Raw genomic sequence first — 21,264 nt, 5'->3', positions numbered from 1 at the left:
CGCGTGCCCGCCATGCCCCCGGCGCTCTTTGACCTTGCGGGCGCGCATCACCTGACCACTTCGGGCGCGCTGCATCTGGCGCCCGATGAGCTGCCCGGCCTGCAAACCCTAGTGCTGCTCAGCCCCGCCGAGCCGGGCTTTTGGGATCATTTCACCGCCACGCCCGAATATCGCGACGGCGCGCGCGACCCGATGAACCGCTGGTCGGCCCGCGTCATCACCGCCATGGCTGACGCGCTCGGGGCCACGCCGTTTTTCCCCTTTTCCGGTCCCCCCTGGCAGCCCTTCACCGATTGGGCGCGGCGCAGCGCCCGCGCCTGGCCCTCGCCCATGGGCCTTCTGGTGCATGACGCGGCCGGTCTGATGATCTCCTATCGCGGGGCCCTCGCCTTTCGCGACCGCTTTGTCCTGCCGCCCTCCGGCCCGCGCCCCTGCGACACCTGCCCGGATCAGCCCTGCCTGCGCGCCTGCCCGGTCGATGCCCTGCGCCCGGACGCCTATAACGTCCCGGCCTGCAAATCCGATCTCGACCGCCCCGGAAATGACTGCCGCGCGCGCGGCTGTGCGGTGCGCCGCGCCTGCCCGCTCAGCCAAACCTATGGCCGGCTCGAGGCGCAATCCGCCTTTCACATGGGGTATTTCGGATGAAGACCCTCCTTCTCATGCGTCACGCCAAATCCGATTGGGGCGACCCGCGCCTGCCAGACAGCGCCCGCCCCCTCAACGCGCGCGGTCGCCGCGCCGCAACAGCCCTCGGCCACTGGCTCCGCGCGCAGAACCTGCACCCCGACCAGATCCTCTGCTCCTCCTCTGTCCGAACCCGGGAAACCTGCGCCCGGCTCAAGCTCGACACAGCACCGGACCTCATCGACTCGCTCTATCTCGCCGAAGCGGACGAGATGCTCGCGGTCCTGCGCCGCGCCAGCGGTGATCTTGTCCTCATGCTGGGACATAATCCCGGCATTGCCGAATTCGCGGCCCTTCTGGTGGCCAAGGCTCCGGATCACGATCGTTTCGAAGACTACCCAACCGGGGCCACCCTGTTGGTGCAGTTCGACATCGCCGATTGGTCCGCCCTCCAGCCCGGCACCGGCTCTGCGCTGCATTTCCTCACGCCCCACGACCTGCCATAACCGGCAGATGCAACCGCCCGTCTTTATCGGATCAGAGATCTATCGCGGCTCCTCTTACGGGGCGCGCCACCCGCTCTCGATCCCGCGCGTGCCCACGGTGATCGACCTCTGCCGCGCTCTCGGCTGGTTGCCGCAGTCGCAGTATCGCACCAGCCCCCGCGCCAAGCCGCAGGCGCTGACCGCATGGCACACCCCGGCCTATATCGCGGCCTTGCAAGCGGCCGAAACATCCGGTCAGGTTACACCAGAAATCCGCGCCCGCCACCAGATCGGCACGCTCTCCAACCCGATCTTTGGGGAAATGTTCCGCCGCCCCGCCACCGCCGCCGGCGGCTCCCTGCTCGCCACCGACCTTCTGGCCATGGGCGGCGTGGCCTATAATTCCGGCGGCGGCACCCATCACGGCATGGCCGATCACGCGGGCGGGTTTTGCTATCTCAACGACCCGGTGCTGGCGATCAAGGCGTTTCTGGCCCAGGGCCTCAGCCGCATCGCCTATGTCGATATCGACGCGCATCACTGCGACGGGGTCGCGGCGGCCTTTCCCAATGAGCCCCGCGTGCTGATGATCTCCACCCACGAGGCCGGGCGCTGGCCCTTCACCGGCACGCTGGACGACCGCGCGGGCAGCCATGCCATCAACCTGCCCCTGCCCCGCGCCACCAATGACAGCGGCTTTGCCATGGCCCTGCACGAGGTCATTCTTCCCGCCGTGCAGGCCTTCCATCCCCAAGCCATCGTCCTGCAATGCGGTGCCGATGCCGTGACCGAAGACCCGCTGTCGCGCCTCTGCCTCTCCAACAACGCCCATTGGGAAGCGGTGGCGCTCTTGCGCCCGCTCGCCCCGCGCCTCCTCACCTTGGGCGGCGGCGGCTACAATCCCTGGACCGTGGGCCGCCTCTGGTCCGGTGTCTGGGCCACGCTCAACACCTACGAAATCCCCGACCGCTTGCCCGAACCCGCGCGCGCCATCCTTGCGGCCCTCTCATGGACGCGCCGCCCGGCCCTACCCGACGACAGCCTCATCGATACGCTGCGCGACGCCCCGCGCCCCGGCCCTATCGCCGATGACCTGCGCACAGCCGTCCAACATCTGCGCGCACGCCGCAGCACTTGGGTCTGACGAAAAAAGGGGCGGCACGAGCGCCACCCCTTTCATCTGGCCCCAAATACCTCGGGGGAGTCGCCGTCAGGCGACGGGGGCAGCGCCCCCATCCTTGCGTCAGTGCCCCAGAATCTGGCTCAGGAACAGCTTGGTCCGGTCCGACTGCGGATTGTTGAAGAACTCTTCCGGTTCGTTCTGCTCCACGATCTGCCCCTGATCCATAAAGATCACCCGGTTCGCCACCTTGCGCGCGAACCCCATTTCGTGGGTCACGCAGAGCATGGTCATCCCCTCTTCGGCCAGTTGGATCATCGTATCCAGCACCTCGGAAATCATCTCGGGGTCGAGCGCCGATGTCGGCTCGTCAAAGAGCATGATCCGGGGCCGCATGCACAAGGAGCGTGCTATCGCCACCCGTTGCTGCTGCCCGCCCGAGAGTTGGCCGGGATATTTATTGGCCTGCTCGGGGATCTTGACCTTTTCCAGGAAATGCATCGCCACTTCCTCGGCCTCGCGCTTGGGCGTCTTGCGCACCCAAATGGGGGCCAGCGTGCAATTCTCCAGAATCGTCAGATGCGGAAACAGGTTGAAGTGCTGGAACACCATGCCAACCTCTGACCGGATCTTGTCGATATTCTTGAGGTCATTCGACAAGAGCGTGCCATCGACCGTGATCTTGCCCTTCTGATGCTCTTCCAGCGCGTTGATGCACCGGATGAGCGTGGATTTGCCCGATCCCGACGGACCCGCGATCACGATCCGCTCGCCCTGATAGACAGTCAGATCAATGTCGCGCAGCACGTGAAACGCGCCATACCATTTGTTCATCTTGGTAATCTCGACGGCAACCTGATCCGAGACATTCATTTGTGTTTCTGCGGCCATATCCGTGACCCTCCTTACCGATGATCCGTGCGAAGCTGACGCTCCAGCCACTGGGAATATTGCGAGATACCGTAGCAGGTGATGAAGAAGAGGACGCAGGCAAAGCCAAAGAGCTCCCAATAGACCCCGTTCCACTCGGACGAGGCCAGGATCGGACCCCGGATCATGCCCACGATGTCGAACATCGAGATGACCGAGACCAGCGTCGTATCCTTGAAGAGGCCCACCGCCACGTTGACGATGCCCGGTATCGAGATCTTGAGCGCTTGCGGCAGAATGATCAGCTGCATCGCCTGCGCATAGTCCAGTCCCAGACTATCCGCCGCCTCGTATTGCCCGCGCGGCAGCGCGGCGAGCCCCCCCCGGATCACCTCGGCGATATAGGCCGAAGAGAACATCGTGATCATGATGATCACCCGCAGGATCAGGTCGAAATTCGTCCCCGGCGGCAGGAAATATGCCAGCACCACATTGGCCACGAACAAGAGCGTGATCAGCGGCACACCGCGAATGAACTCGATAAAGACCACGCAGATCCACTTGATGATCGGCATGCTCGATTGCCGCCCGAGGGCCAGCAGGATGCCCAGGGGCAAGGACAGCGACACACAGACCACCCCCAGCATCAGGTTGATCATGAACCCGCCCATATCGCGCGAGGCCACAGCCTCAATCGCCAGCACATTTTCCATCGGCGCGGTCACATAGCCCGACAGAATCCAGAAGACGAGCGCCGCCACGAACGCGACGATCACGGCAATACCAGCGTTGACCGTCACCATGCGGCGATAGACGAAGGCACCGACCAGAACGCCCAAGAGGGCAAAGATCGGCACCATCAGGGACCCGCCCCAAATCAGCCAATAGGCAACGAACGGGTAAAGCCCGGTAAAGATCAGCATCTTGCGCGGGAATATCTTGCCAAAGAGCACCGGTGCAGCAGCAATGAACAACAGCAAGAACGCCAGACCCGGACGCCAGTATAACTCGGATGGATATTTGAACCCGAACAAGAGCTGGTTCCAACGCTCACTCAGCACCGCGAAACAGGCCCCGGTCTTGCCATCCAGAATCTCTCGACAGGCCGACAGGCTCGGGCTGTCCCAAACCCCGTTCAGAAACCACGGTGTCGCCGAGATAACAATCTGAAACACCACATAGGCCGACACAATCGTCAGCAACGCATTGCCCGGCGAGGAAAACAGGTTCTCACGCAGCCATTTGATAGCGCCGGTTTGCGTCGCAGGCGGCGGCGCTTCGGGCAGCATGTGCTTGCGCACAAAGGCGAATTGATCACGGGACATGCTCAACGCTCCTTCAGCTTGATCGAGTTGTTGTAGACGTTCATGATCGCCGAAATGGCGAGGCTGATCGTCAGATAGAACAACATCAGCATCAGCACGCATTCAATCGCGCGCCCCGTCTGGTTTAGCGTGATACCCCCCAGCGTGCCGGTCACATCCATGTAACCCACGGCAATCGCCAACGAAGAGTTCTTGGTCAGGTTCAGGTATTGCGAAATCAGTGGCGGGATGATCACCCGCAGTGCCTGCGGCAGGATCACCAGGTTCATGATCCGCTTGGGCCGTAGGCCAAGCGACGCCGCCGCTTCCGTCTGCCCCTTGCTTACCGCCTGAATACCCGCGCGCACGTTTTCCGCGATGAAGGCGCCGGTATAGATCGCCAGCGCGAACCACAGCGCGATCAAAGAGCCGCGAATATGAAGACCGCCATCAAAGTTGAACCCCTTGAGCGCCGGGTATGCAAGGCTGATCGGCTGACCAAGCACAAAATAGATCAACACCGTCGGCACGAACAGGATCACCAGCGAGGGCCAGCCCATCGGCAAGAGCCGCCCGGTGTCATAAAGCAGCTTGGTCGCATACCGGCGATAGGCAAAGACGCCGATCACCGACGCAAGGAATGTCAGAACCACCACCAGCGATCCCGGCCCCCAGACGGGCGCGGGCACATAGACCCCCCGATTGGTAAAGGCAAAGGCATCGAACAGCATCGACGCATCCGGGTTCTCACCCCGAAACTGGTTGGGCGCGGGCATCACAGCCGTCATCACGGTAAAGATGATGAGGATCCAAATCAGCACCGGGATGTTGCGAAAGATCTCGACATAAAAGGCCATCAGCTTGCGCACCAGCCAGTTGGGCGATAGCCGCAGCACACCGGCCGTGACCCCGAAAACCGTCGCCGTCGCACAGCCCAGAAACGCCACGATCAACGTGTTGATCACCCCCACCACCGAGGCGCGCAAGTGGCTCGACTGACTGTCGTACTCGATGGGCCGCTGGTTGATGTCGTAATTCGCGGGGCTGCTCAGGAAGTCGAAAGAAATGTTCTGCCCCTGCGCGGCCAGATTGCTGACAAGGTTGGCCCCAAGATAGCCAAGCAGCAGCATCAACAAAACAAGCGCGATGAATTGGAAGGTGTAAGAGCGATACCGCGTATCGTAAATCAGCATAGATAGCTGAAACGACGCCTTAGGAGGGTCGGTCATCGTTGTCATCTGGGATTTTCCCTGTGTTTCAACCCGGATTTTTATCGGCATCTCTGCCGTGGGCCGATTTTTAAGTGGTCTTAAGGTGAAAAGGGCGCGGGAAGTATCCCGCGCCCCTCGTCAGGTTCGCTTAACGGAACGGCGGGGCATACATGATGCCGCCCTGCGTCCACTGTGCGTTCAGACCACGGGCTAGACCGATCGGGGTCTTTTCGCCGATGTTCTTTTCAAAGATCTCGCCGTAGTTGCCGCCGACGGAAATCGCGCGCTTGGCCCACTCGTTGTCGAGGCCGATCATCGCACCCAGTTCACCTTCGGTGCCGAGGATACGGTTGATCTCCGGGTTTGCACCCGGTGCCGCCGACAACTCGCCGATATTGGCCGAGGTGATGCCCATTTCTTCGGCAGCGACCAGCGCGTAGAACGTCCAGCGCACAATATCACCCCAGTCGTTGTCGCCATGGCGCACCAGCGGGCCCAGCGGCTCTTTCGAGATGATTTCCGGCAGGATCACGTGATCCGTCGGGTTCTCGAACGCGGCGCGTGTCGATGCCAGACCCGACGCATCGGTCGTGTAGGTATCGCAGGCGCCTGCCAGATACTGCTGCTGACCTTCGGCGTTGGTCTCGATCGGCACCGGCTCATAGCTGATGTTGTTGGCACGGAAGAAATCCGCAAGGTTCAGCTCGGTGGTGGTGCCGGTCTGGATGCAAACCGTCGCGCCGTCCAGCTCCTTGGCAGAGCTCACACCCAGCGACTTGGGCACAAGGAAACCCTGACCGTCATAGTAGTTCACGCCGACGAAATCGAACTTGAGGTCGGTGTCGCGCGAAAAGGTCCAGGTGGTGTTGCGCGCCAGCATGTCGATCTCGCCCGAGGCAAGCGCGGTAAAGCGTGTCTTGCCGGTGGTCGGCACGAATTCAACGGCATTGCCATCGCCCAGCACGGCGGCGGCAACGGCACGGCACACAGCCACGTCAAAACCTTCCCAAACACCGTTTGCATCGGGAGCGGCAAAGCCCACGAGGCCGGTGGTCACACCACAGTTCAGCTTGCCGCGGGCCTTCACGTCATCCAACGTGGCAGCCGCAGAAGCGCCAGCCGCAAGGCCGGCCACCGTCAGCGCGCCCAAAAATACGGTTTTTTTCATGTTTACCTCTTCCTGATTATCCGCCCTTCAAGAGCGGTTTGTCGGGCCAATCGGCCCATTGTGACACTGTTGGCAGGGCTTTCACCCCTCTCAGTGACGCCAAGTTTGTGTGGATTCATCACGAAACGTCAAGTCTTTGTTCACCAAACCCTATGTGGAACACCGGCCAAACCGGCCCTTGCCGTTGCGTCAGCCACCCAGCGATCAGATTGCCCGATCCTTGCGCGAAAGATCATAAAACCGCTTGGCGTGAATAAAGTCAGATTGTTTCCTGGCCGCCATCTCTTCGGCCTCTTCGTCGCTACCCCATTGCTCTGCCTGCCAGGTTTCATCCACCCGCGAGAGGTTCCAGAGCGTTTCTGCGGGGTAAAACCCGTCCAGCGCGGCAAATCCGATCACAAGCGAGCCACTCAGGCTCACAAGATCGTGAAATGCGGTCAATGCCCATATATCAAGGGCGTCAACATGCGCCCGCAACCGCGCCAGCGCTGCCGCATCCTGCGGCACATGCACCACGCCTTCAACCACAAGTAGCTTCGCAGACAGGACCGATTCGGTCCAATCCAGGAGCGGATTCCACGCCTTTGCCTGTTTTTCGATCAGTTCCACGGGGCCGGTTGCCCGATAACAGATCAGATCGCTGTCGCCATAGGCCGCCAGCATCTCTGCCACCTCGGATTTCTGCCGCGCCACCTTGTCGATGGCGGCATTGGCAGACCGGGTATAGGGCATCGTGCCGGGGTCGATCTTGCCCTCCTGCGCGTCCCACTCGGCGGCAATCGCCTCGGCCAGGGCACGCGTTGGCACGATCAGCGCGGCCTTGGCCGGGGTGCGCACCGCGCGCCCATCCAGGCGCACACCAAATCCGCCTTCCTCCTCGACAACCCCCGCCTCTTTCCAGAACCGCTTGGCTTTCCATTCGCTCATCGCCTACCCCCAAACCCGCGCAATCGCCTCGGGCAGCGCCCGGAAATCCTGCACGATTTCGCGCGCAGCCCTCAGCGCGTCAGGCCGGTGATAACCCCAGGCTACACCAATGCCCGCAATCCCCGCCGCCTGCGCCATCTCCATGTCGAAACTCGTGTCGCCCACCATCACCGCGTTTTCCGGCAACACCCCGGTTTCTGCCAGCGCGGCGCGCAGCATCGAGGGATGCGGCTTTGACGGATGATGGTCCGCCACCTGCCGCGTGACGAAATACGACCGTAGGTCATGCCCATCCAAAAGCTTGTCGAGTCCCCGCGCCGATTTGCCGGTGGCCACGCCCAGCAAGGTCTCGGGCACCGCATGCAGCGCCTTGAGCGTATCGAGCGCATGCGGATAGAGCGGAGAGGAGGCTTGCACGCCAGTCTCTAATCGCAATCCCATATAGGCCTCTTTATACCACGCCACGATGCGCGCCTGCACATCGCCGGGCAGGTGCGGCGCCAGACGCGGGATCGCCACATCAAGCGACAGACCGACAATGCTCAGGATCACCTCGCGCTCCGGTGCAGGCTCTCCCGCGCGATCAAACGCGGACCGCATCGCCGCCAGAATATCGCCTTGGCTATCTACCAGCGTGCCATCGACATCAAAAATCACCAGATGCAAGGGACGGCTCATGCCATATCCTCGAGCGGGTCCTCCGGCGCCTCGGACGGCACCCATTGAAACAGGTCCCATGTCCGCGCCATATGCTCGGGCAAGGGGGCGGTAATATGCAGAATGGCCCGCGTTACAGGATGCTCGATCTTGAGCGACCGGGCATGCAGATGCAGCTTGCGGCTCACATCACCGCCCAGCTGCGCGCCCCAGCCATCGCCAAGGTTCTCCTGCCCTGATCCGCCATATTTGCCATCGCCGACGATGGGATGCCCGATCTCGGCCATATGCGCGCGCAGCTGATGTGTCCGCCCCGTCACCGGGATCAGCGCCATCCACGCCGTGCGCGCGCCCGCCGCCTCGATCACGGCATAATCGGTGGTCGCGGGCTTGGCCCCCCGGCGTGGCGTCAATGTCGCGCGGATGCAGGCAGAGCATCTTTTCGCCCTCGCCCTTGGCTCCATGGCCCGGTGCCTTGACCAGACCAAATCGGATCGTGCCCATGCGCGGCGTGGGCACGCCCGCCACGGCCGCCCAGTAAATCTTGCGCGTGTTGCGATGCCGGAACGCTGCCGTCAGGCCCTTGGCCGCCTCGCGGGTGCGCGCCAGAAGCAATACGCCCGACGTATCCTTGTCCAGGCGATGCACCAGACGCGGCTTGTCCTCGGCGCCAAAACGCAGCGCCTCCGCCAACCCGTCCACATGCCGCAACTGCTTGCTGCCGCCTTGCACCGGCAGGCCCGGCGGCTTGTTCAGCGCAATGATGTGATCGTCGCGATAGATAACACAGGACTGGATCATCTTGGCATCCGCCGGGCTGATCCGCGCCAAGGCCCCCGTGGGGCGCTCATCGACATCGGGCAAGGGGGGAACACGCACGCTCTGTCCCACTTCCAGCCGCGTCGCCGGTTTCACCCGCCCGCCATCAACCCGCAACTCGCCCTTGCGACACATCTTCTCGATCTGCACTTGGCCGACATGCGGAAACAGCCGCCGGATCCACCGGTCCAACCGCTGATCGCCCTCATCCGGTCCAACAACCCGCGTCTGCACACCGCTCATGCGAAAAACCCCCGCGCCAGCCAGACGCCCAAAATCAAGGCCCCGATGGACAATCCCACCGACAGGCCGACATATCCCAAAGCCGCCATCGCCTGCCCTCGCTCCCAGAGACTGAAGGCTTCGAGCGAGAACGCCGAAAACGTCGTGAACCCGCCCAAGAGGCCGGTCATGACCAAGGGGCTCATCTGCCCTGTCCCCCGCTGCGCAAGGATCACTACCGCCAGCCCCATCAGGAACGACCCGACGATATTAACACCGAGCACGCCCACCGGGAAACCCGGCGCGGTCCAACGCTGTGCCAGGAGCACCACGCTGTAGCGCAAGCAAGAGCCGATCGCGCCTCCTACGGCCACCTGAAGGAAAGCTGTCATCATGCCCGCGTCTGTCGCGCGCGGATGGTGGTTTGTCAAGCGCGCCACCCGGTCTAGCAGCGCAAGGCACCAGACCTGCACAAATTCGCACGATTTTGTAAGGTTCGTAAGCCGACGCTCAGCCCGCCCCACGCCGCGCCCAGCGCAATTGCGCCTCGGTTTCCACCGCGCAGGGCCGGATATGGCGCAATCGCTCCAGCGCCGCCTCAGGCTCCTCACCCTGCGCAATCATCAAGCGCAGCGCCACCATTCCCGACCGTCCGCAGCCCCCCCGGCAGTGCACCAGAACCCGCCCGCCCCCGGCCAGAGCGCGGGAAATATCGTGACTGGTCTTACTCCACGCCTCGATCTGACTGGGGTCCGGCACGCCGAAATCCGGGATTGGAAATGCCACCCATCGGGTCCCCGCCTCCTGCACGTCATTGCCTAGGGTCTCGGCCCCCGCACTCAACATCTCGGCGGGCGTGGTCAGGGATACCACCATGGCTGGCTTCCAGTCACGGATATGCGCGAGGTCGGCGGCATAGTTCCCCGCCGCCCCCGGCAAGGGCGCCAGCGCCAGAGTGCCCCCGCCAACCCGCAGGGCGTAGATGATGAAATCACTCACGCAGCCAACACCTTGATCGCAATTTTCCTCTGCCTGCCTTCAGCTTTGTCATATCGCTCGCAAAAAGCAAGGTGGACGCCTCCGCCCCCCCGCCTTACGTTACGGGCGTATCCGAATCCCGCAAAGGCACCCAATGTCCGACACCCCAACCCCCGGCTATCAGGTTCTCGCGCGGAAATACCGGCCCGAAACCTTTGCCGATCTGGTCGGACAAGACGCGATGGTGCGCACCCTCAAGAACGCATTTCAGGCCGACCGCATCGCGCAAGCCTTTATAATGACTGGGATTCGTGGCACCGGCAAAACCACGACGGCCCGCATCATCGCCAAGGGCATGAACTGTATCGGCCCCGATGGGCAGGGTGGCCCCACGACCGAGCCTTGCGGCCAGTGCGAACATTGTCGCGCCATCATGGAGGGCCGACATGTCGATGTGATGGAGATGGACGCGGCCTCCCGCACCGGCGTGGGCGACATCCGCGAGATCATCGAAAGCGTGAATTATCGCGCGGCATCAGCGCGTTACAAGATCTATATCATCGACGAAGTGCACATGCTCTCAGTCAATGCCTTCAACGCCTTGCTCAAGACGCTGGAAGAGCCGCCCGCGCATGTAAAGTTCATTTTCGCCACCACCGAAATCCGCAAGGTGCCGGTGACGGTGCTGTCGCGCTGCCAACGCTTTGACCTGCGCCGGATCGAGCCCGAGGTGATGATCGCGCTGCTGCGCCGCATCGCCGACCGGGAAAGTGCGCAAATCACCGATGACGCGCTGGCCCTTATCACACGCGCGGCAGAGGGCTCCGCCCGCGATGCGACCTCTCTGCTGGATCAGGCGATTTCCCATGGCGCCGGCGAAACCACGGCGGATCAGGTGCGCGCCATGCTCGGGCTCGCGGACCGTGGTCGGGTGCTCGACCTCTTCGACATGATCCTGCGGGGCGATGCGGCTGGCGCGCTCTCCGAACTCAGCGCGCAATATGCCGAAGGTGCCGATCCGCTGGCGGTCCTGCGCGACTTGGCCGAGATAACCCATTGGGTTTCCGTTGTAAAAATCACCCCTGACGCAGCCAACGATCCCACCATCGGCCCGGACGAGCGTGCACGCGGGCTCGACATGGCCGCATCGCTGCCGATGCGCGTTCTCACCCGGATGTGGCAAATGCTGCTCAAGGCGCTGGATGAGGTCGGGCAATCGCCCAATGCGATGATGGCTGCCGAAATGGCAGTGATCCGTCTGACCCATGTGGCCGACCTGCCCACACCGGAGGACCTCGTGCGCCGCCTGCAAGACGCGCCGCCCACCGGACCCGGCAGTGGCGGGGGCGCACGCCCTCAAACTGCTCAGAACCAAACCCCCCATGCCCAAGGCCAAAGCTACACGCTTACCCATTCCGGCCCGACTGGCCCCGTGTCACAAGGCGGCGCCTCGCCCCTTTTGGCCCAAGACCCGGAAGAGGCGCTGGCGCGCTATCCCACCTTCGAGCATGTGCTGGAGCTCATTCGCGCCAATCGCGACGTGAAACTCCTTCTTGAGGTCGAGGGCTCTATCCGCCTTGCCAATTACCGCCCAGGCCGGATCGAATTCACCCCCACGCCAGATGCCCCCGGTGATCTGGCGCAGCGTCTCGGCGGCGCACTGCAACGCTGGACCGGAAATCGCTGGGCCGTAACTCTCGTGAATTCGGCCACCGCCCCCACCATTCTCGAGGCGCGCCACGCGGCCGAGGATGCAGCCGAGACCGAGGCCCGGCAACATCCGCTGGTGCAGGCGGTATTTGCTGCCTTTCCACGAGCCAAGATCGCTCGCGTTAAAACGGTCCAAGACATCGCAACCCACGCCGAGACCGAGGCTCTGCCAGAGGTTGAGGATGAATGGGATCCGTTTGAAGAGGACTGAACCGCGCCGCTCTTGCATGTCGCCATTCCCCTGCAGATATGTTTAAAGACAGCATCCTCATTCCATGGCCCGACCCGAGGGCCAAAGCCACAGGAGATCACAGCATGTTCAAAGGTTTGGGCCAGATGGGCGACATGGCCAAGATGATGAAGGCCGCGCAGGAAATGCAAAAGAAGATGGCCGCGTTGCAGGAAGAAATGCACACGATCATGGTGACGGGTGAATCCGGTGCCGGTCTGGTCAAGGCGACCTGCTCCGCCAAGGGGGAGCTCAAGGCGCTCGACATTGACCCCTCTATCTTCAACTCCGATGACAAAGAGGTCGTCGAGGATCTGATCCTCGCCGCGATCAAGGACGCACAGGCCAAGGCATCGGCCCGCGCGCAAGAGGAAATGGGCAAGATCACCGAAGGCATGGGCCTGCCCAAGGACATGAAGTTGCCTTTCTGAGACGCTGTTTCTTTTTGGCCTAAATACTCAAAAACACCAACGCCTGTCCCCTGAGCGGAGCCAGAGATTGAGCAGCACCCGCGACATAGACGCCCTCATAGACATGATGGCCCGCCTTCCGGGGCTTGGCCCCCGGTCGGCCCGGCGCGCAGTTCTACACATGATCCGCAAGCGCGCATTGTTGCTCTCGCCTCTGGCGCGATTGATGCAGACCGTCGCGGATACAGCGCGGGAATGTGTCACCTGTGGCAATATCGGCACCACCGAGATTTGCGACATCTGCACCAATACCAAACGCGCAAATGGCCAGATCTGCGTGGTTGAGGATGTGGCCGATCTTTGGGCGATGGAACGTGGACAGGCCTTCAAAGGGCGGTATCATGTGCTGGGCGGTACACTCTCGGCGCTGGATCAGGTTGGCCCCGAGGTTTTGCGTATTCCGGCCCTGATGGCGCGGGTCGAGGCAGAGGAAATCACCGAGGTGATTCTGGCCCTCAATGCCACGATCGAAGGGCAGACCACCGCGCATTACATCGCGGATCAGCTTGACGGCAAAGTCACGCTTACGTCCCTCGCACAAGGTGTTCCCATTGGCGGCGAGTTGGACTATCTCGACGACGGCACGATCAGCGCGGCCCTCGCGGCCCGCAAGCGTCTGTGACCCGCCCTGATCTTTACGCGCTCCCAAGTCGATGAACCAATATTCAAAGCCATGTCGCCACTGACCTTGATCCTGCTCTATCTTTTGGCCCTCAACCTGCTCACGCTGGCGCTGTTCTGGTGGGACAAGCGATGCGCCATCGAGCGGCGCTGGCGCATACCCGAGAGCACGTTGTTGACACTCTGCCTGATCGGCGGATCGCTGGGGGCCAAGACCGGCCAAGGCATCTTTCGCCACAAGACCCGCAAGGAACCGTTTCGCACCTCGCTCAATGCCATTGCGGTGCTGCATATCGGCTTTCTTGGGGCGCTCGTCCTCCCCGAATTTCGCGCCTCGGTCATGAACATTCTGACAGAGGCCACCAGCTATGTCCTCGGCCTTGCCGCCAGCTTGATAGCCGCAGCCTGACCGCCGTTCACATGAAAATGGCCCGGAGTTTCCTCACGGGCCATTCGAACATTTGCAAAAATTTCCGGCTCAACGGCGACGGCGGCCACTGTCCTCTTCCTCATCGTCGTCATCATCCGAGGCCGGCAGGTTAAAGAAGCTGTCTGCGTCGTATTTCTTTTCACGCACTTCCGGGTGGTAATCCTGTCCGAGAGTGAAATTCTCCAACCCTTCCATTGCCGTCGGCATGCGCGGCTCGAGATCAGCCTCGAGGCTCTGCTCGGTGCTCAAGAGCTTGCGACGCTCGTCATCGGTCAGCGCCGCCCCCTCCTTGGCCTTTTTCGCCGCGGCCTTTTGCACAGCGGCATCCAGCTCGGACTGTTTGCACAGGCCGAGCGCCACGGGGTCGATCGGTTGGATGCTGCCGATGTTCCAATGTGTGCGCTCGCGAATCGCCTGAATGGTCGGCTTCGTCGTGCCCACAAGGCGCGCAATCTGGCTGTCGGCCAGTTCGGGATGGAACTTGACGAGCCACAAGATCGACGCGGGGCGATCCTGCCGTTTCGACAGCGGAGTGTACCGCGGGCCGCGCCGGGTCTCTTCGCCTTGGGCAGCGGCATTGAACTTGAGCTTGAGCTTGTGTAGCGGGCTTGCTTGGGCGCGGTCGATCTCGTCCTGCGTCAACTGATTGTTGGCAATCGGATCAAAGCCTTTAACACCTGCGGCCACATCGCCATCGGCGATCCCCTGCACTTCCAATTCGTGCATGCCGCAGAAATCTGCAATCTGCTTGAAACTGATCGTCGTGTTGTCCACCAGCCAGACAGCTGTGGCCTTGGCCATGATCGGCTTTGACATTTCTCAGGTCTCCTTTACCCAAAACTTCCCCGGCGCCTGAAAGGCGGTTCCGGCGGGCCGGAACGGGTTTCCATTGTAGGGGAACTTGGCGGCCTTATACTGGCCTTGCCGATAAAATGAAAGACCTAAGAATGCGTGTGTCCGTTGCCTTGTTTCTTTGCCTTTTCTTGCTGCCCTTGTCCGCTGCCGCGCAATCCCACCGGTCGGGCGTCTTCGATTACTATGTACTTAGCCTCAGTTGGTCGCCGACCTGGTGCGCGCTTGAGGGCGATGCGCGGGACGCGACACAATGTTACGATGCCGCCGATACCGGCTGGGTTCTGCATGGGCTTTGGCCGCAGTATCATCGTGGCTGGCCAGAACATTGCCAAAGCGCACATGCGCCCCCCACCCGCGCCATAACCCGCGCGATGGAAGATGTGATGGGAAGCGCGGGCCTTGCCTGGTATCAATGGAAGAAACACGGCTCGTGCTCGGGGTTGAGTGCCGCCGACTATTTCGCGCTGTCGCGCGTGGCATTTGACCGTGTCACCCGGCCAGAGGTATTTCGCAAGCTCACCAAACCAGTGAAACTGCCCGCCAAGGTGGTCGAAGAGGCGTTTCTCAAGGCCAATCCGGGGTTGGAGCCTGACATGCTGACCATCACCTGTCGCGAGGGACGCATCCAAGAGGCGCGGCTTTGTCTTTCGCGCGATCTGACCCCGGTGCCCTGCGGCGTCGATGTGGTGCGCGACTGCGCCATGCGCGACGCGCTCTTTGATCCGATCCGGTGATCATCCCGCATCGCCCCTTGAACCCCGCTTGCAATTCCTGAATGGTCGCGCCAAACGCGCGCATCAGACGGGACAGGCAAGATATGGACATCCGGGCAATCCTCATGGGGCTGGGCTTTGCGCTCATGTGGTCCTCGGCCTTTACCTCGGCGCGGATCATCGTTTCTGCCGCGCCACCGCTGAGTGCGCTTGGCCTGCGGTTTTTGATCTCGGGGCTGATCGGCATCGCCATCGCGCTGATGCTGGGCCAGAGCTGGAGGCTGACACGCGCGCAATGGCGTGCGACGATCGTTTTCGGCATTTGCCAGAACGCGCTCTATCTCGGGCTGAATTTTGTGGCGATGCAGACGATCGAGGCATCACTCGCGGCTATTATCGCGTCGACCATGCCGCTGATCGTTGGATTCTTTAGCTGGGCCTTTCTGGGCGAGAGGCTGGGCAAGATCGGTATTTTCGGCCTCTTTGCCGGGCTAGGCGGCGTGGTGATCATCATGGGCGCACGGCTTCAGGGGGGGATGGACCTCTATGGCGTGGGTCTCTGCGTGATCGCGGTTTTTGCATTGGCCTTTGCCACGCTGGCGGTGCGCGGTGCGGCATCGGGGGGCAATTTTCTGATGGTCGTGGGATTGCAGATGATGGTGGGCGCGGTCCTGACCGGCTCTATCGGCCTTGCCACCGAACCCCTCGTAATCGAGTGGAGCACGCGGCTTGTCGTGGCGTTTCTCTATACCACGCTCGTTCCCGGCCTCGCCGCCACGTTGGTCTGGTTCCTGCTCGTCGAGCGCATTGGCGCAACACGCGCCGCCACCTTTCATTTCCTCAACCCGTTCTTTGGCGTAGCGATCGCCGCTGTGCTCTTGAACGAAGCCCTGCGATTGGGCGACCTGATCGGGGTCTTGGTGATCATGGGCGGGATTCTGGCGGTGCAACTGTCCCGGCAAGGGCGGGTCTGAGCGCCCGGAATTTTCGAAAGATTCCGGACCGTTTTCTTTTCAAGAAAACGGTCTCAGCCGATCCTTCCGCGCGGCCCGTCACCGACTTGACCACGGTGCAACAGCAGATGGTCTAGGATCACGCAGGCCATCATCGCCTCGCCCACCGGCACCGCGCGGATACCGACGCAGGGGTCATGTCGCCCTTTGGTCACGACCTCGATAGGGTTTCCATCCACAGTGATCGACTGGCGCGGGGTCAGGATCGAAGACGTTGGCTTGACCGCGAACCGCACAACGATCTCTTGGCCCGTGGAAATCCCGCCAAGGATACCGCCCGCGTGGTTCGAGGCGAATTCCGGGCCGTTTTCACCCGTGAAAATCTCATCGGCATTGGCGCTCCCGGTGAGGCGCGCGGCGGCCATGCCTTCGCCAATCTCGACGCCTTTGACAGCGTTGATCGACATCATCGCGCCGGCCAGATCCGTATCGAGCTTGCCGTAGATCGGCGCACCAAGACCAGCGGGCACTCCGCGTGCCACCACTTCTATCACCGCGCCGACCGAATCGTGTTTCTTCCGCAGCGTTTGCAGATAGTCTTCCCATGCGGGAGCCGCTGCCGCATCGGGCAGCCAGAAATCATTGCCGTCAATCGCAGCCCAGTCGAACCGCGCGCGGTCCAATTCCATCTCGCCCATGGCGACCATATAGCCTTTGATCTCGACCCCCGGCACCAATGCTGCCAAGGCCGCGCGTGCCACACCGCCTGCCGCCACCCGCGCCGCCGTCTCGCGCGCCGAAGACCGACCACCACCGCGCGGATCACGCAGGCCATATTTGAGGTGATAGGTAATATCGGCGTGTCCGGGGCGGAATGTCTTGGCAATCTCGCCATAATCGCGCGAGCGTTGATCGGTGTTCTCGATCATCAACTGGATCGGCGTGCCCGTACTCTGCCCCTCATAGACGCCCGACAGGATGCGCACCGCGTCCGGCTCGTTGCGTTGGGTCATGTTCTTGTTCTGCCCCGGACGGCGCTTGTCCAGCCAGTGCTGCAACATCCCCTCGTCCAGCGCCACCCCCGGCGGACAGCCATCCACCGTTGCCCCAAGCGCGGGCCCATGGCTTTCGCCCCAGGTGGTAAAACGAAACAGATGTCCAAACGTGTTGAGGCTCATGCGCGGGGCTCCTTTGGCGCTGATCTAGCCCCGGCCCGCGCCAGCCTCAAGCCAATTTGGCGGGCTTTTGTCGCAAACAGGCGATCTATGGGATCGAATCAAGGTAGTCTTTGCCCCGTGTCAGACTGGTGAGGTTGCCCAAATCAATTGAAACCGGATCAATCAGAAAACACTGGTGCAGAGCGCAGGCCCTGCTAACACTAGCGACAAGACTGTCCAAAAAACGACAGCCGCTCAACATAAAGATCAACAGGGAGAAGATAATGACCAACAAACTATCGCACGAGACTGTGCGCCCAATCGTCGCCAAGATGGCCGAGGACACTCGCGCAGGCAAGATGAGCCGCCGTGAATTCGTGGCACTTGCCTCGACCTTTGGTGCCTCGGCAACGGCAGCTTACGGCCTCCTGGGCCTCGCCGCTCCGGCACAGGCGCACGAGCATGAGGGCAAGAAAGGCGGCGTGCTGCGCGTGGCCAGCCGCGTGATGGATATCACCGATCCGCGCAAATATGCATGGACCGAGCCGGGCAACCTTGCCCGCCAATTCTGCGAACCGATGGTGCGTTGGGCCTCTGATTTCAGCTTTCAGCCGATGCTGCTGGAAGGCTGGGAGGTCAGCGACGACGCCAAGACCTATACGCTGAAGGTTCGTCAGAATGCCGTTTGGAACAATGGCGATGCCTTCACCGCTGATGACATCATCCACAACCTCAACCGTTGGTGCGACAAGGCCGCCGAAGGCAATTCCATGGCTTCGCGCATGGGGACCTTGATTGACCCCGAGACCAACAAGGCAATTGAGGGCGCGATTGAGCGGGTCGATGACTATACCGTCCGCCTCAACCTGCCGCGCCCCGATATCACCATCATCGCGGGCATGTCCGACTATCCGGCACTCTGCGTCCACCCCAGCTTTGGTGAAGATGGCGACTTGGCCAAGGCTCCCATCGGCACCGGCCCGTTCGAGCTTGTGTCGATCGAAATTGGCGTGGCGGCGGAATACAAGCGCCGCGAAGATGGCAAATGGTGGGGCGGCGACGTCTATCTCGACGGGATCCGCTTTATCGACTTTGGCGAGGACAACGCGTCTATCGTGGCGGCATTTGATGGCGACGAAATCGACATCAACGACGAATCCACCGCCGATTTCATTGAATCCTACGATGCGCTTGGTCTGGTGAAGCAATCCAAGCCCACAGCCAACACCATCGTCGCGCGCATGCGCGCCGATACCGCACCCTATGACAGCAAGGAATTGCGCAACGCCATCCAACTGGCTTGCGACAATGCCGTGCTGCTGGCCATTTCAATCAATGGCGAGGGCATTCCGGCCGAAAATCATCATGTGGCACCCTTCCATCCGGAATATGCTGAACTGCCGGCAATTACGGCGGATCCGGCCAAGGCTATCGAAATGGCGCGCGCCGCAGGGCATGGAGATACCGAGATCGACATTATCTCGATTGATGGCGACTGGCGGACCACCACCACTGACGCCATCGGCGATCAGCTGCGTCAGGCAGGGTTCAACGTCAAACGCACGGTTATTCCGGGGGCCAGCTTCTGGAATGACTGGACCAAGTATCCTTTCTCGACCACCAACTGGGGTCCTCGCCCGCTGGGCGTTCAAGTGCTGGCACTAGCCTATAAATCGGGCGAAGCCTGGAACGAATCGGGCCACACAAACCCCGATTTCGATGCGCTGCTGGATGAGGCCTTGGGCATTTTCGACGCTGACAAGCGCCGCGAATATTCGGCCAAGCTGCAAGCGATGCTGCAAGACAGCGGTGCCGTGATTCAGCCTTTCTGGCGCAATCAGGCGCTGCACCACACCGACAAGGTCAAAGGTGTGCAGGCGCATCAGTTCCGCGAAATGCACTATGAAAAGGTCTGGCTCGACGTCTGACCGCGCCCAAAGCCTAGACTTAGGCCGCCCTCACGGGCGGCCTTTTTTCGTTCAGACCACTTCGACCCGCAGCGCGGCCATACGATCCGCCAGCAACTTGCGCGATGTTTCATCCTTGAGCTTGCCCGCATCATCAAACGCGTTCATCGCTCCCGCAATCAAAATCGCCGTACCTGGCACCAACCGCGCCTGCAACTGTGTAAGGCAAGAGAGCGTCATGAATTGCGCCGTCTCGCCGCCCGTGCGCCCCGCCGAGGCCGAGACGACCACCACAGGCTTGTCCTTAAACGCTGCCCCCGGAACCCGGCTGATCCAATCAAGCCCGTTCTTGAGCACACCCGTGATGCCCTTGTTGTATTCAGGCGCGCCGATCACAACGGCATCGGCGTCCTTGATCTGCTGTGCGAGGTGCTTCACGGCCTCAGGCACGCCCTCCGCCTCTTCCAGATCGCCATCGTAGAGCGGCAGATCAAGGCTGCCTTCGCTGATCTCTGCGGGGCCGAACGCCTCTGCCGCCTCAGCCAGCAGCATGCGATTATACGATCCCTTGCGCAGCGATCCGGAAATCAACAGGAGTTTTGGGTTTGCCATTATTCATCCTCTCAAGGGTTAATCCGTGTCACACGTTAAACTGGGGCGATGGAGGGAAATTGACAATATGAAGTGGTTGCACAGGGCCTGTGCGGCACCTCAGACCCAAATAAAAAGCCCCGGCGCAGCGAGCAGACCGCAGCCGGGGCAGATACTCGCCACTCGTGGCGAGGAGGACGCGATTACCAGTCCACCGGGCCTTTATCGGCGAATTGATGGACCAGAAAGTCAATAAATGCCCGCACTTTGGGTTGGGTGAAGCGGCCCGGCGGATAAACCGCGTAAATACCCTGCGATTCGAGCGGCAATTCGGGCATGGCATCTTCGACCAACCCATCGGCCATAGCGCGGGAATAGAGGAACGAGGGCAGATAAGCGATGCCAAGCCCAGAAATCGCGGCATTGAGCAGGGATTGCCCGTCATTCACGCTGAGGCCTCCGGCCGTGCGCACCTGCCGCTTTTCCCCGGAGGGTGCCGTCAACTTCCACACCGCGCCACCAGCTTGGCTGGAGTAATGCAAAAGCTTGTGCTCGTTCAGGTCGTCGATCTTTTGCGGGCGCCCGTGTTTTTCGAAATAGCTCGGGCTCGCGATCATGCGCTTGGTGGTCTCGGTCAGCTTGCGGGCGCGCAGGGTGCTATCCTCCAACTCGCCGATGCGGACGGCCATGTCAAAGCCTTCGGAAATGAGCTCAACATAGCGGTTATTAAGCACCATGTTGACGGTGATGTCCGGAAATTCCTCTAGAAATTGACCTAGAACCGGACTCAGATGATTGACCCCAAAGTCCGTTGCCACGGAGATGCGCAAAAGACCCGAAGGGTCCGACTGCATAGAACTGACCAGAGCATCGGCCTCTCCTGCGTCATTGAGAACGCGCAGCGCCCGATCATAATAGGCCAGACCGATCTCGGTCGGGCTGACGCGCCGCGTCGTGCGATTGAGCAACCGTGCCCCCAAACGCGCCTCAAGCGACGAGACATGCTTGGACACGGCGGATTTGGAAATGCCCATTTTGCGCGCCGCATCTGTAAATCCGCCTTGATCCACTACGGTGGCAAAGGCTTCCATTTCGGTCAGGCGATCCATCCTAGTCCCTCTGAATTGCATCTTGATTGTCTTTGTGACGGGAAAATCAGGCACAACTGGGGCGCTTGCCGGACAATATCTGGATAATGTCGGCATAGTTCGCCAGCTGGAAACACGGAAACACCAAGCTG

At 61.5% G+C, this 21,264-nt stretch carries 22 protein-coding genes and 1 pseudogene; 10 read left to right on the top strand and 13 right to left on the bottom strand.

Annotated elements, in window-relative coordinates; translation table 11 throughout:
• Positions 1-12: 12 nt before the first annotated feature.
• The 3 genes from ROSMUC_RS11515 to ROSMUC_RS11505 are packed head-to-tail and all read left to right on the top strand — an operon-like array spanning position 13 to position 2,256.
• Positions 13-648, top strand: coding sequence for a hypothetical protein (locus tag ROSMUC_RS11515; RefSeq protein WP_037273182.1), 636 nt, complete (start codon positions 13-15; stop codon positions 646-648).
• Positions 645-1,133 carry a SixA phosphatase family protein gene (locus tag ROSMUC_RS11510; protein ID WP_037273179.1) on the top strand — a complete coding sequence of 163 codons (489 nt, stop codon included), beginning with the start codon at positions 645-647 and terminating at the stop codon, positions 1,131-1,133. The genes ROSMUC_RS11515 and ROSMUC_RS11510 overlap by 4 nt, the downstream gene beginning before the upstream one ends.
• A gap of 7 nt (positions 1,134-1,140) precedes the next feature.
• Positions 1,141-2,256, top strand: a complete 1,116-nt coding sequence (locus tag ROSMUC_RS11505; RefSeq protein ID WP_037273177.1) for an acetoin utilization protein AcuC — start codon at positions 1,141-1,143, stop codon at positions 2,254-2,256.
• Between the two features lie 99 nt (positions 2,257-2,355).
• On the opposite strand, the gene ROSMUC_RS11500 is transcribed toward ROSMUC_RS11505, so the two are convergent.
• The 9 genes and pseudogenes from ROSMUC_RS11500 to ROSMUC_RS11460 all read right to left on the bottom strand — a co-directional run bounded on the left by ROSMUC_RS11500 (position 2,356) and on the right by ROSMUC_RS11460 (position 10,409).
• Positions 2,356-3,123, bottom strand: coding sequence for an amino acid ABC transporter ATP-binding protein (locus ROSMUC_RS11500; protein WP_008281687.1), 768 nt, complete (start codon positions 3,121-3,123; stop codon positions 2,356-2,358).
• 14 nt (positions 3,124-3,137) lie between these two features.
• Entirely contained in the window at positions 3,138-4,427 is a 1,290-nt protein-coding gene (locus ROSMUC_RS11495; RefSeq protein WP_037273175.1) for an amino acid ABC transporter permease, read from the bottom strand.
• Positions 4,428-4,429: 2 nt separating this feature from the next.
• Complete coding sequence (locus ROSMUC_RS11490) at positions 4,430-5,644, bottom strand: amino acid ABC transporter permease (RefSeq protein WP_037274004.1); 1,215 nt, start codon at positions 5,642-5,644, stop codon at positions 4,430-4,432.
• Between the two features lie 121 nt (positions 5,645-5,765).
• Positions 5,766-6,785, bottom strand: a complete 1,020-nt coding sequence (locus ROSMUC_RS11485) for an amino acid ABC transporter substrate-binding protein (RefSeq protein WP_037273172.1) — start codon at positions 6,783-6,785, stop codon at positions 5,766-5,768.
• A 204-nt stretch (positions 6,786-6,989) separates the two neighbouring features.
• Positions 6,990-7,712 (bottom strand): ATP12 family chaperone protein, encoded by a 723-nt coding sequence (locus tag ROSMUC_RS11480; RefSeq protein ID WP_037273170.1) that lies wholly within the window; start codon positions 7,710-7,712, stop codon positions 6,990-6,992.
• 3 nt (positions 7,713-7,715) lie between these two features.
• Positions 7,716-8,390, bottom strand: a complete 675-nt coding sequence (locus tag ROSMUC_RS11475; protein WP_037273168.1) for an HAD-IA family hydrolase — start codon at positions 8,388-8,390, stop codon at positions 7,716-7,718.
• A pseudogene (locus ROSMUC_RS11470) lies at positions 8,387-9,431 on the bottom strand (RluA family pseudouridine synthase). The gene ROSMUC_RS11475 and the pseudogene ROSMUC_RS11470 overlap by 4 nt, the downstream one beginning before the upstream one ends.
• Complete coding sequence (gene crcB / locus ROSMUC_RS11465) at positions 9,428-9,805, bottom strand: fluoride efflux transporter CrcB (protein ID WP_037274002.1); 378 nt, start codon at positions 9,803-9,805, stop codon at positions 9,428-9,430. The pseudogene ROSMUC_RS11470 and the gene crcB overlap by 4 nt, the downstream one beginning before the upstream one ends.
• A 115-nt stretch (positions 9,806-9,920) precedes the next feature.
• Positions 9,921-10,409: a phosphatase domain-containing protein gene (locus tag ROSMUC_RS11460; protein ID WP_037273165.1), complete on the bottom strand. Its 489-nt coding sequence runs from the start codon at positions 10,407-10,409 to the stop codon at positions 9,921-9,923.
• 133 nt (positions 10,410-10,542) lie between these two features.
• Between ROSMUC_RS11460 and ROSMUC_RS11455 the strand changes: the two genes are divergently transcribed.
• The 4 genes from ROSMUC_RS11455 to ROSMUC_RS11440 all read left to right on the top strand — a co-directional run bounded on the left by ROSMUC_RS11455 (position 10,543) and on the right by ROSMUC_RS11440 (position 13,827).
• On the top strand, positions 10,543-12,309 hold the full coding sequence (locus tag ROSMUC_RS11455) for a DNA polymerase III subunit gamma/tau (protein WP_037273162.1): 1,767 nt from the start codon (positions 10,543-10,545) through the stop codon (positions 12,307-12,309).
• Positions 12,310-12,413: 104 nt separating this feature from the next.
• Positions 12,414-12,758, top strand: coding sequence for a YbaB/EbfC family nucleoid-associated protein (locus ROSMUC_RS11450; RefSeq protein ID WP_037273999.1), 345 nt, complete (start codon positions 12,414-12,416; stop codon positions 12,756-12,758).
• Positions 12,759-12,825: 67 nt separating this feature from the next.
• Positions 12,826-13,419, top strand: coding sequence for a recombination mediator RecR (gene recR, locus ROSMUC_RS11445; RefSeq protein WP_037273160.1), 594 nt, complete (start codon positions 12,826-12,828; stop codon positions 13,417-13,419).
• Positions 13,420-13,470: 51 nt separating this feature from the next.
• Complete coding sequence (locus ROSMUC_RS11440) at positions 13,471-13,827, top strand: DUF1294 domain-containing protein (RefSeq protein WP_037273158.1); 357 nt, start codon at positions 13,471-13,473, stop codon at positions 13,825-13,827.
• Positions 13,828-13,896: 69 nt separating this feature from the next.
• On the opposite strand, the gene ROSMUC_RS11435 is transcribed toward ROSMUC_RS11440, so the two are convergent.
• Positions 13,897-14,664, bottom strand: coding sequence for a DUF1013 domain-containing protein (locus ROSMUC_RS11435; protein WP_037273155.1), 768 nt, complete (start codon positions 14,662-14,664; stop codon positions 13,897-13,899).
• A gap of 131 nt (positions 14,665-14,795) precedes the next feature.
• Between ROSMUC_RS11435 and ROSMUC_RS11430 the strand changes: the two genes are divergently transcribed.
• Together ROSMUC_RS11430 and ROSMUC_RS11425 are read left to right on the top strand one after the other, a co-directional pair.
• Positions 14,796-15,437: a ribonuclease T2 family protein gene (locus ROSMUC_RS11430; protein ID WP_037273152.1), complete on the top strand. Its 642-nt coding sequence runs from the start codon at positions 14,796-14,798 to the stop codon at positions 15,435-15,437.
• 83 nt (positions 15,438-15,520) lie between these two features.
• Positions 15,521-16,390: a DMT family transporter gene (locus ROSMUC_RS11425; RefSeq protein ID WP_037273996.1), complete on the top strand. Its 870-nt coding sequence runs from the start codon at positions 15,521-15,523 to the stop codon at positions 16,388-16,390.
• 53 nt (positions 16,391-16,443) lie between these two features.
• On the opposite strand, the gene aroC is transcribed toward ROSMUC_RS11425, so the two are convergent.
• The gene (aroC, locus tag ROSMUC_RS11420; protein ID WP_037273150.1) at positions 16,444-17,547 is read right to left on the bottom strand and encodes a chorismate synthase; all 1,104 of its coding nucleotides are present in this window, start codon (positions 17,545-17,547) and stop codon (positions 16,444-16,446) included.
• Positions 17,548-17,810: 263 nt separating this feature from the next.
• Between aroC and ROSMUC_RS11415 the strand changes: the two genes are divergently transcribed.
• Positions 17,811-19,454, top strand: coding sequence for an ABC transporter substrate-binding protein (locus ROSMUC_RS11415; protein ID WP_037273149.1), 1,644 nt, complete (start codon positions 17,811-17,813; stop codon positions 19,452-19,454).
• A 51-nt stretch (positions 19,455-19,505) separates the two neighbouring features.
• Here ROSMUC_RS11415 and ROSMUC_RS11410 read toward each other — a convergent pair whose 3' ends face one another.
• A complete protein-coding gene (locus tag ROSMUC_RS11410; protein ID WP_037273147.1) occupies positions 19,506-20,045 on the bottom strand; it encodes an NADPH-dependent FMN reductase in 540 nt (179 codons plus the stop codon).
• A 182-nt stretch (positions 20,046-20,227) separates the two neighbouring features.
• On the bottom strand, positions 20,228-21,133 hold the full coding sequence (locus ROSMUC_RS11405; RefSeq protein ID WP_037273146.1) for a LysR family transcriptional regulator: 906 nt from the start codon (positions 21,131-21,133) through the stop codon (positions 20,228-20,230).
• Between the last annotated feature and the right edge of the window lie 131 nt (positions 21,134-21,264).

This window comes from Roseovarius mucosus DSM 17069, assembly GCF_000768555.3.
GTDB classification, from domain to species: Bacteria; Pseudomonadota; Alphaproteobacteria; order Rhodobacterales; family Rhodobacteraceae; genus Roseovarius; species Roseovarius mucosus.
Note: the sequence above shows the minus strand (reverse complement) of the source record. Positions and strands in the feature narration are given on the sequence as shown.

Bases quoted from the DNA above. Each gene is read 5' to 3' on its own strand.
- ROSMUC_RS11480 (WP_037273170.1), bottom strand. From the start codon at position 7,712: ATGAGCGAATGGAAAGCCAAGCGGTTCTGGAAAGAGGCGGGGGTTGTC.
- ROSMUC_RS11405 (WP_037273146.1), bottom strand. From the start codon at position 21,133: ATGGATCGCCTGACCGAAATGGAAGCCTTTGCCACCGTAGTGGATCAA.
- crcB (WP_037274002.1), bottom strand. From the start codon at position 9,805: ATGATGACAGCTTTCCTTCAGGTGGCCGTAGGAGGCGCGATCGGCTCT.
- ROSMUC_RS11430 (WP_037273152.1), top strand. From the start codon at position 14,796: ATGCGTGTGTCCGTTGCCTTGTTTCTTTGCCTTTTCTTGCTGCCCTTG.
- ROSMUC_RS11440 (WP_037273158.1), top strand. From the start codon at position 13,471: ATGTCGCCACTGACCTTGATCCTGCTCTATCTTTTGGCCCTCAACCTG.
- aroC (WP_037273150.1), bottom strand. From the start codon at position 17,547: ATGAGCCTCAACACGTTTGGACATCTGTTTCGTTTTACCACCTGGGGC.
- ROSMUC_RS11485 (WP_037273172.1), bottom strand. From the start codon at position 6,785: ATGAAAAAAACCGTATTTTTGGGCGCGCTGACGGTGGCCGGCCTTGCG.
- ROSMUC_RS11410 (WP_037273147.1), bottom strand. From the start codon at position 20,045: ATGGCAAACCCAAAACTCCTGTTGATTTCCGGATCGCTGCGCAAGGGA.
- ROSMUC_RS11475 (WP_037273168.1), bottom strand. From the start codon at position 8,390: ATGAGCCGTCCCTTGCATCTGGTGATTTTTGATGTCGATGGCACGCTG.
- ROSMUC_RS11495 (WP_037273175.1), bottom strand. From the start codon at position 4,427: ATGTCCCGTGATCAATTCGCCTTTGTGCGCAAGCACATGCTGCCCGAA.
- ROSMUC_RS11510 (WP_037273179.1), top strand. From the start codon at position 645: ATGAAGACCCTCCTTCTCATGCGTCACGCCAAATCCGATTGGGGCGAC.
- ROSMUC_RS11515 (WP_037273182.1), top strand. From the start codon at position 13: ATGCCCCCGGCGCTCTTTGACCTTGCGGGCGCGCATCACCTGACCACT.
- ROSMUC_RS11425 (WP_037273996.1), top strand. From the start codon at position 15,521: ATGGACATCCGGGCAATCCTCATGGGGCTGGGCTTTGCGCTCATGTGG.
- ROSMUC_RS11490 (WP_037274004.1), bottom strand. From the start codon at position 5,644: ATGACAACGATGACCGACCCTCCTAAGGCGTCGTTTCAGCTATCTATG.
- ROSMUC_RS11455 (WP_037273162.1), top strand. From the start codon at position 10,543: ATGTCCGACACCCCAACCCCCGGCTATCAGGTTCTCGCGCGGAAATAC.
- ROSMUC_RS11450 (WP_037273999.1), top strand. From the start codon at position 12,414: ATGTTCAAAGGTTTGGGCCAGATGGGCGACATGGCCAAGATGATGAAG.
- ROSMUC_RS11415 (WP_037273149.1), top strand. From the start codon at position 17,811: ATGACCAACAAACTATCGCACGAGACTGTGCGCCCAATCGTCGCCAAG.
- ROSMUC_RS11500 (WP_008281687.1), bottom strand. From the start codon at position 3,123: ATGGCCGCAGAAACACAAATGAATGTCTCGGATCAGGTTGCCGTCGAG.
- ROSMUC_RS11435 (WP_037273155.1), bottom strand. From the start codon at position 14,664: ATGTCAAAGCCGATCATGGCCAAGGCCACAGCTGTCTGGCTGGTGGAC.
- ROSMUC_RS11505 (WP_037273177.1), top strand. From the start codon at position 1,141: ATGCAACCGCCCGTCTTTATCGGATCAGAGATCTATCGCGGCTCCTCT.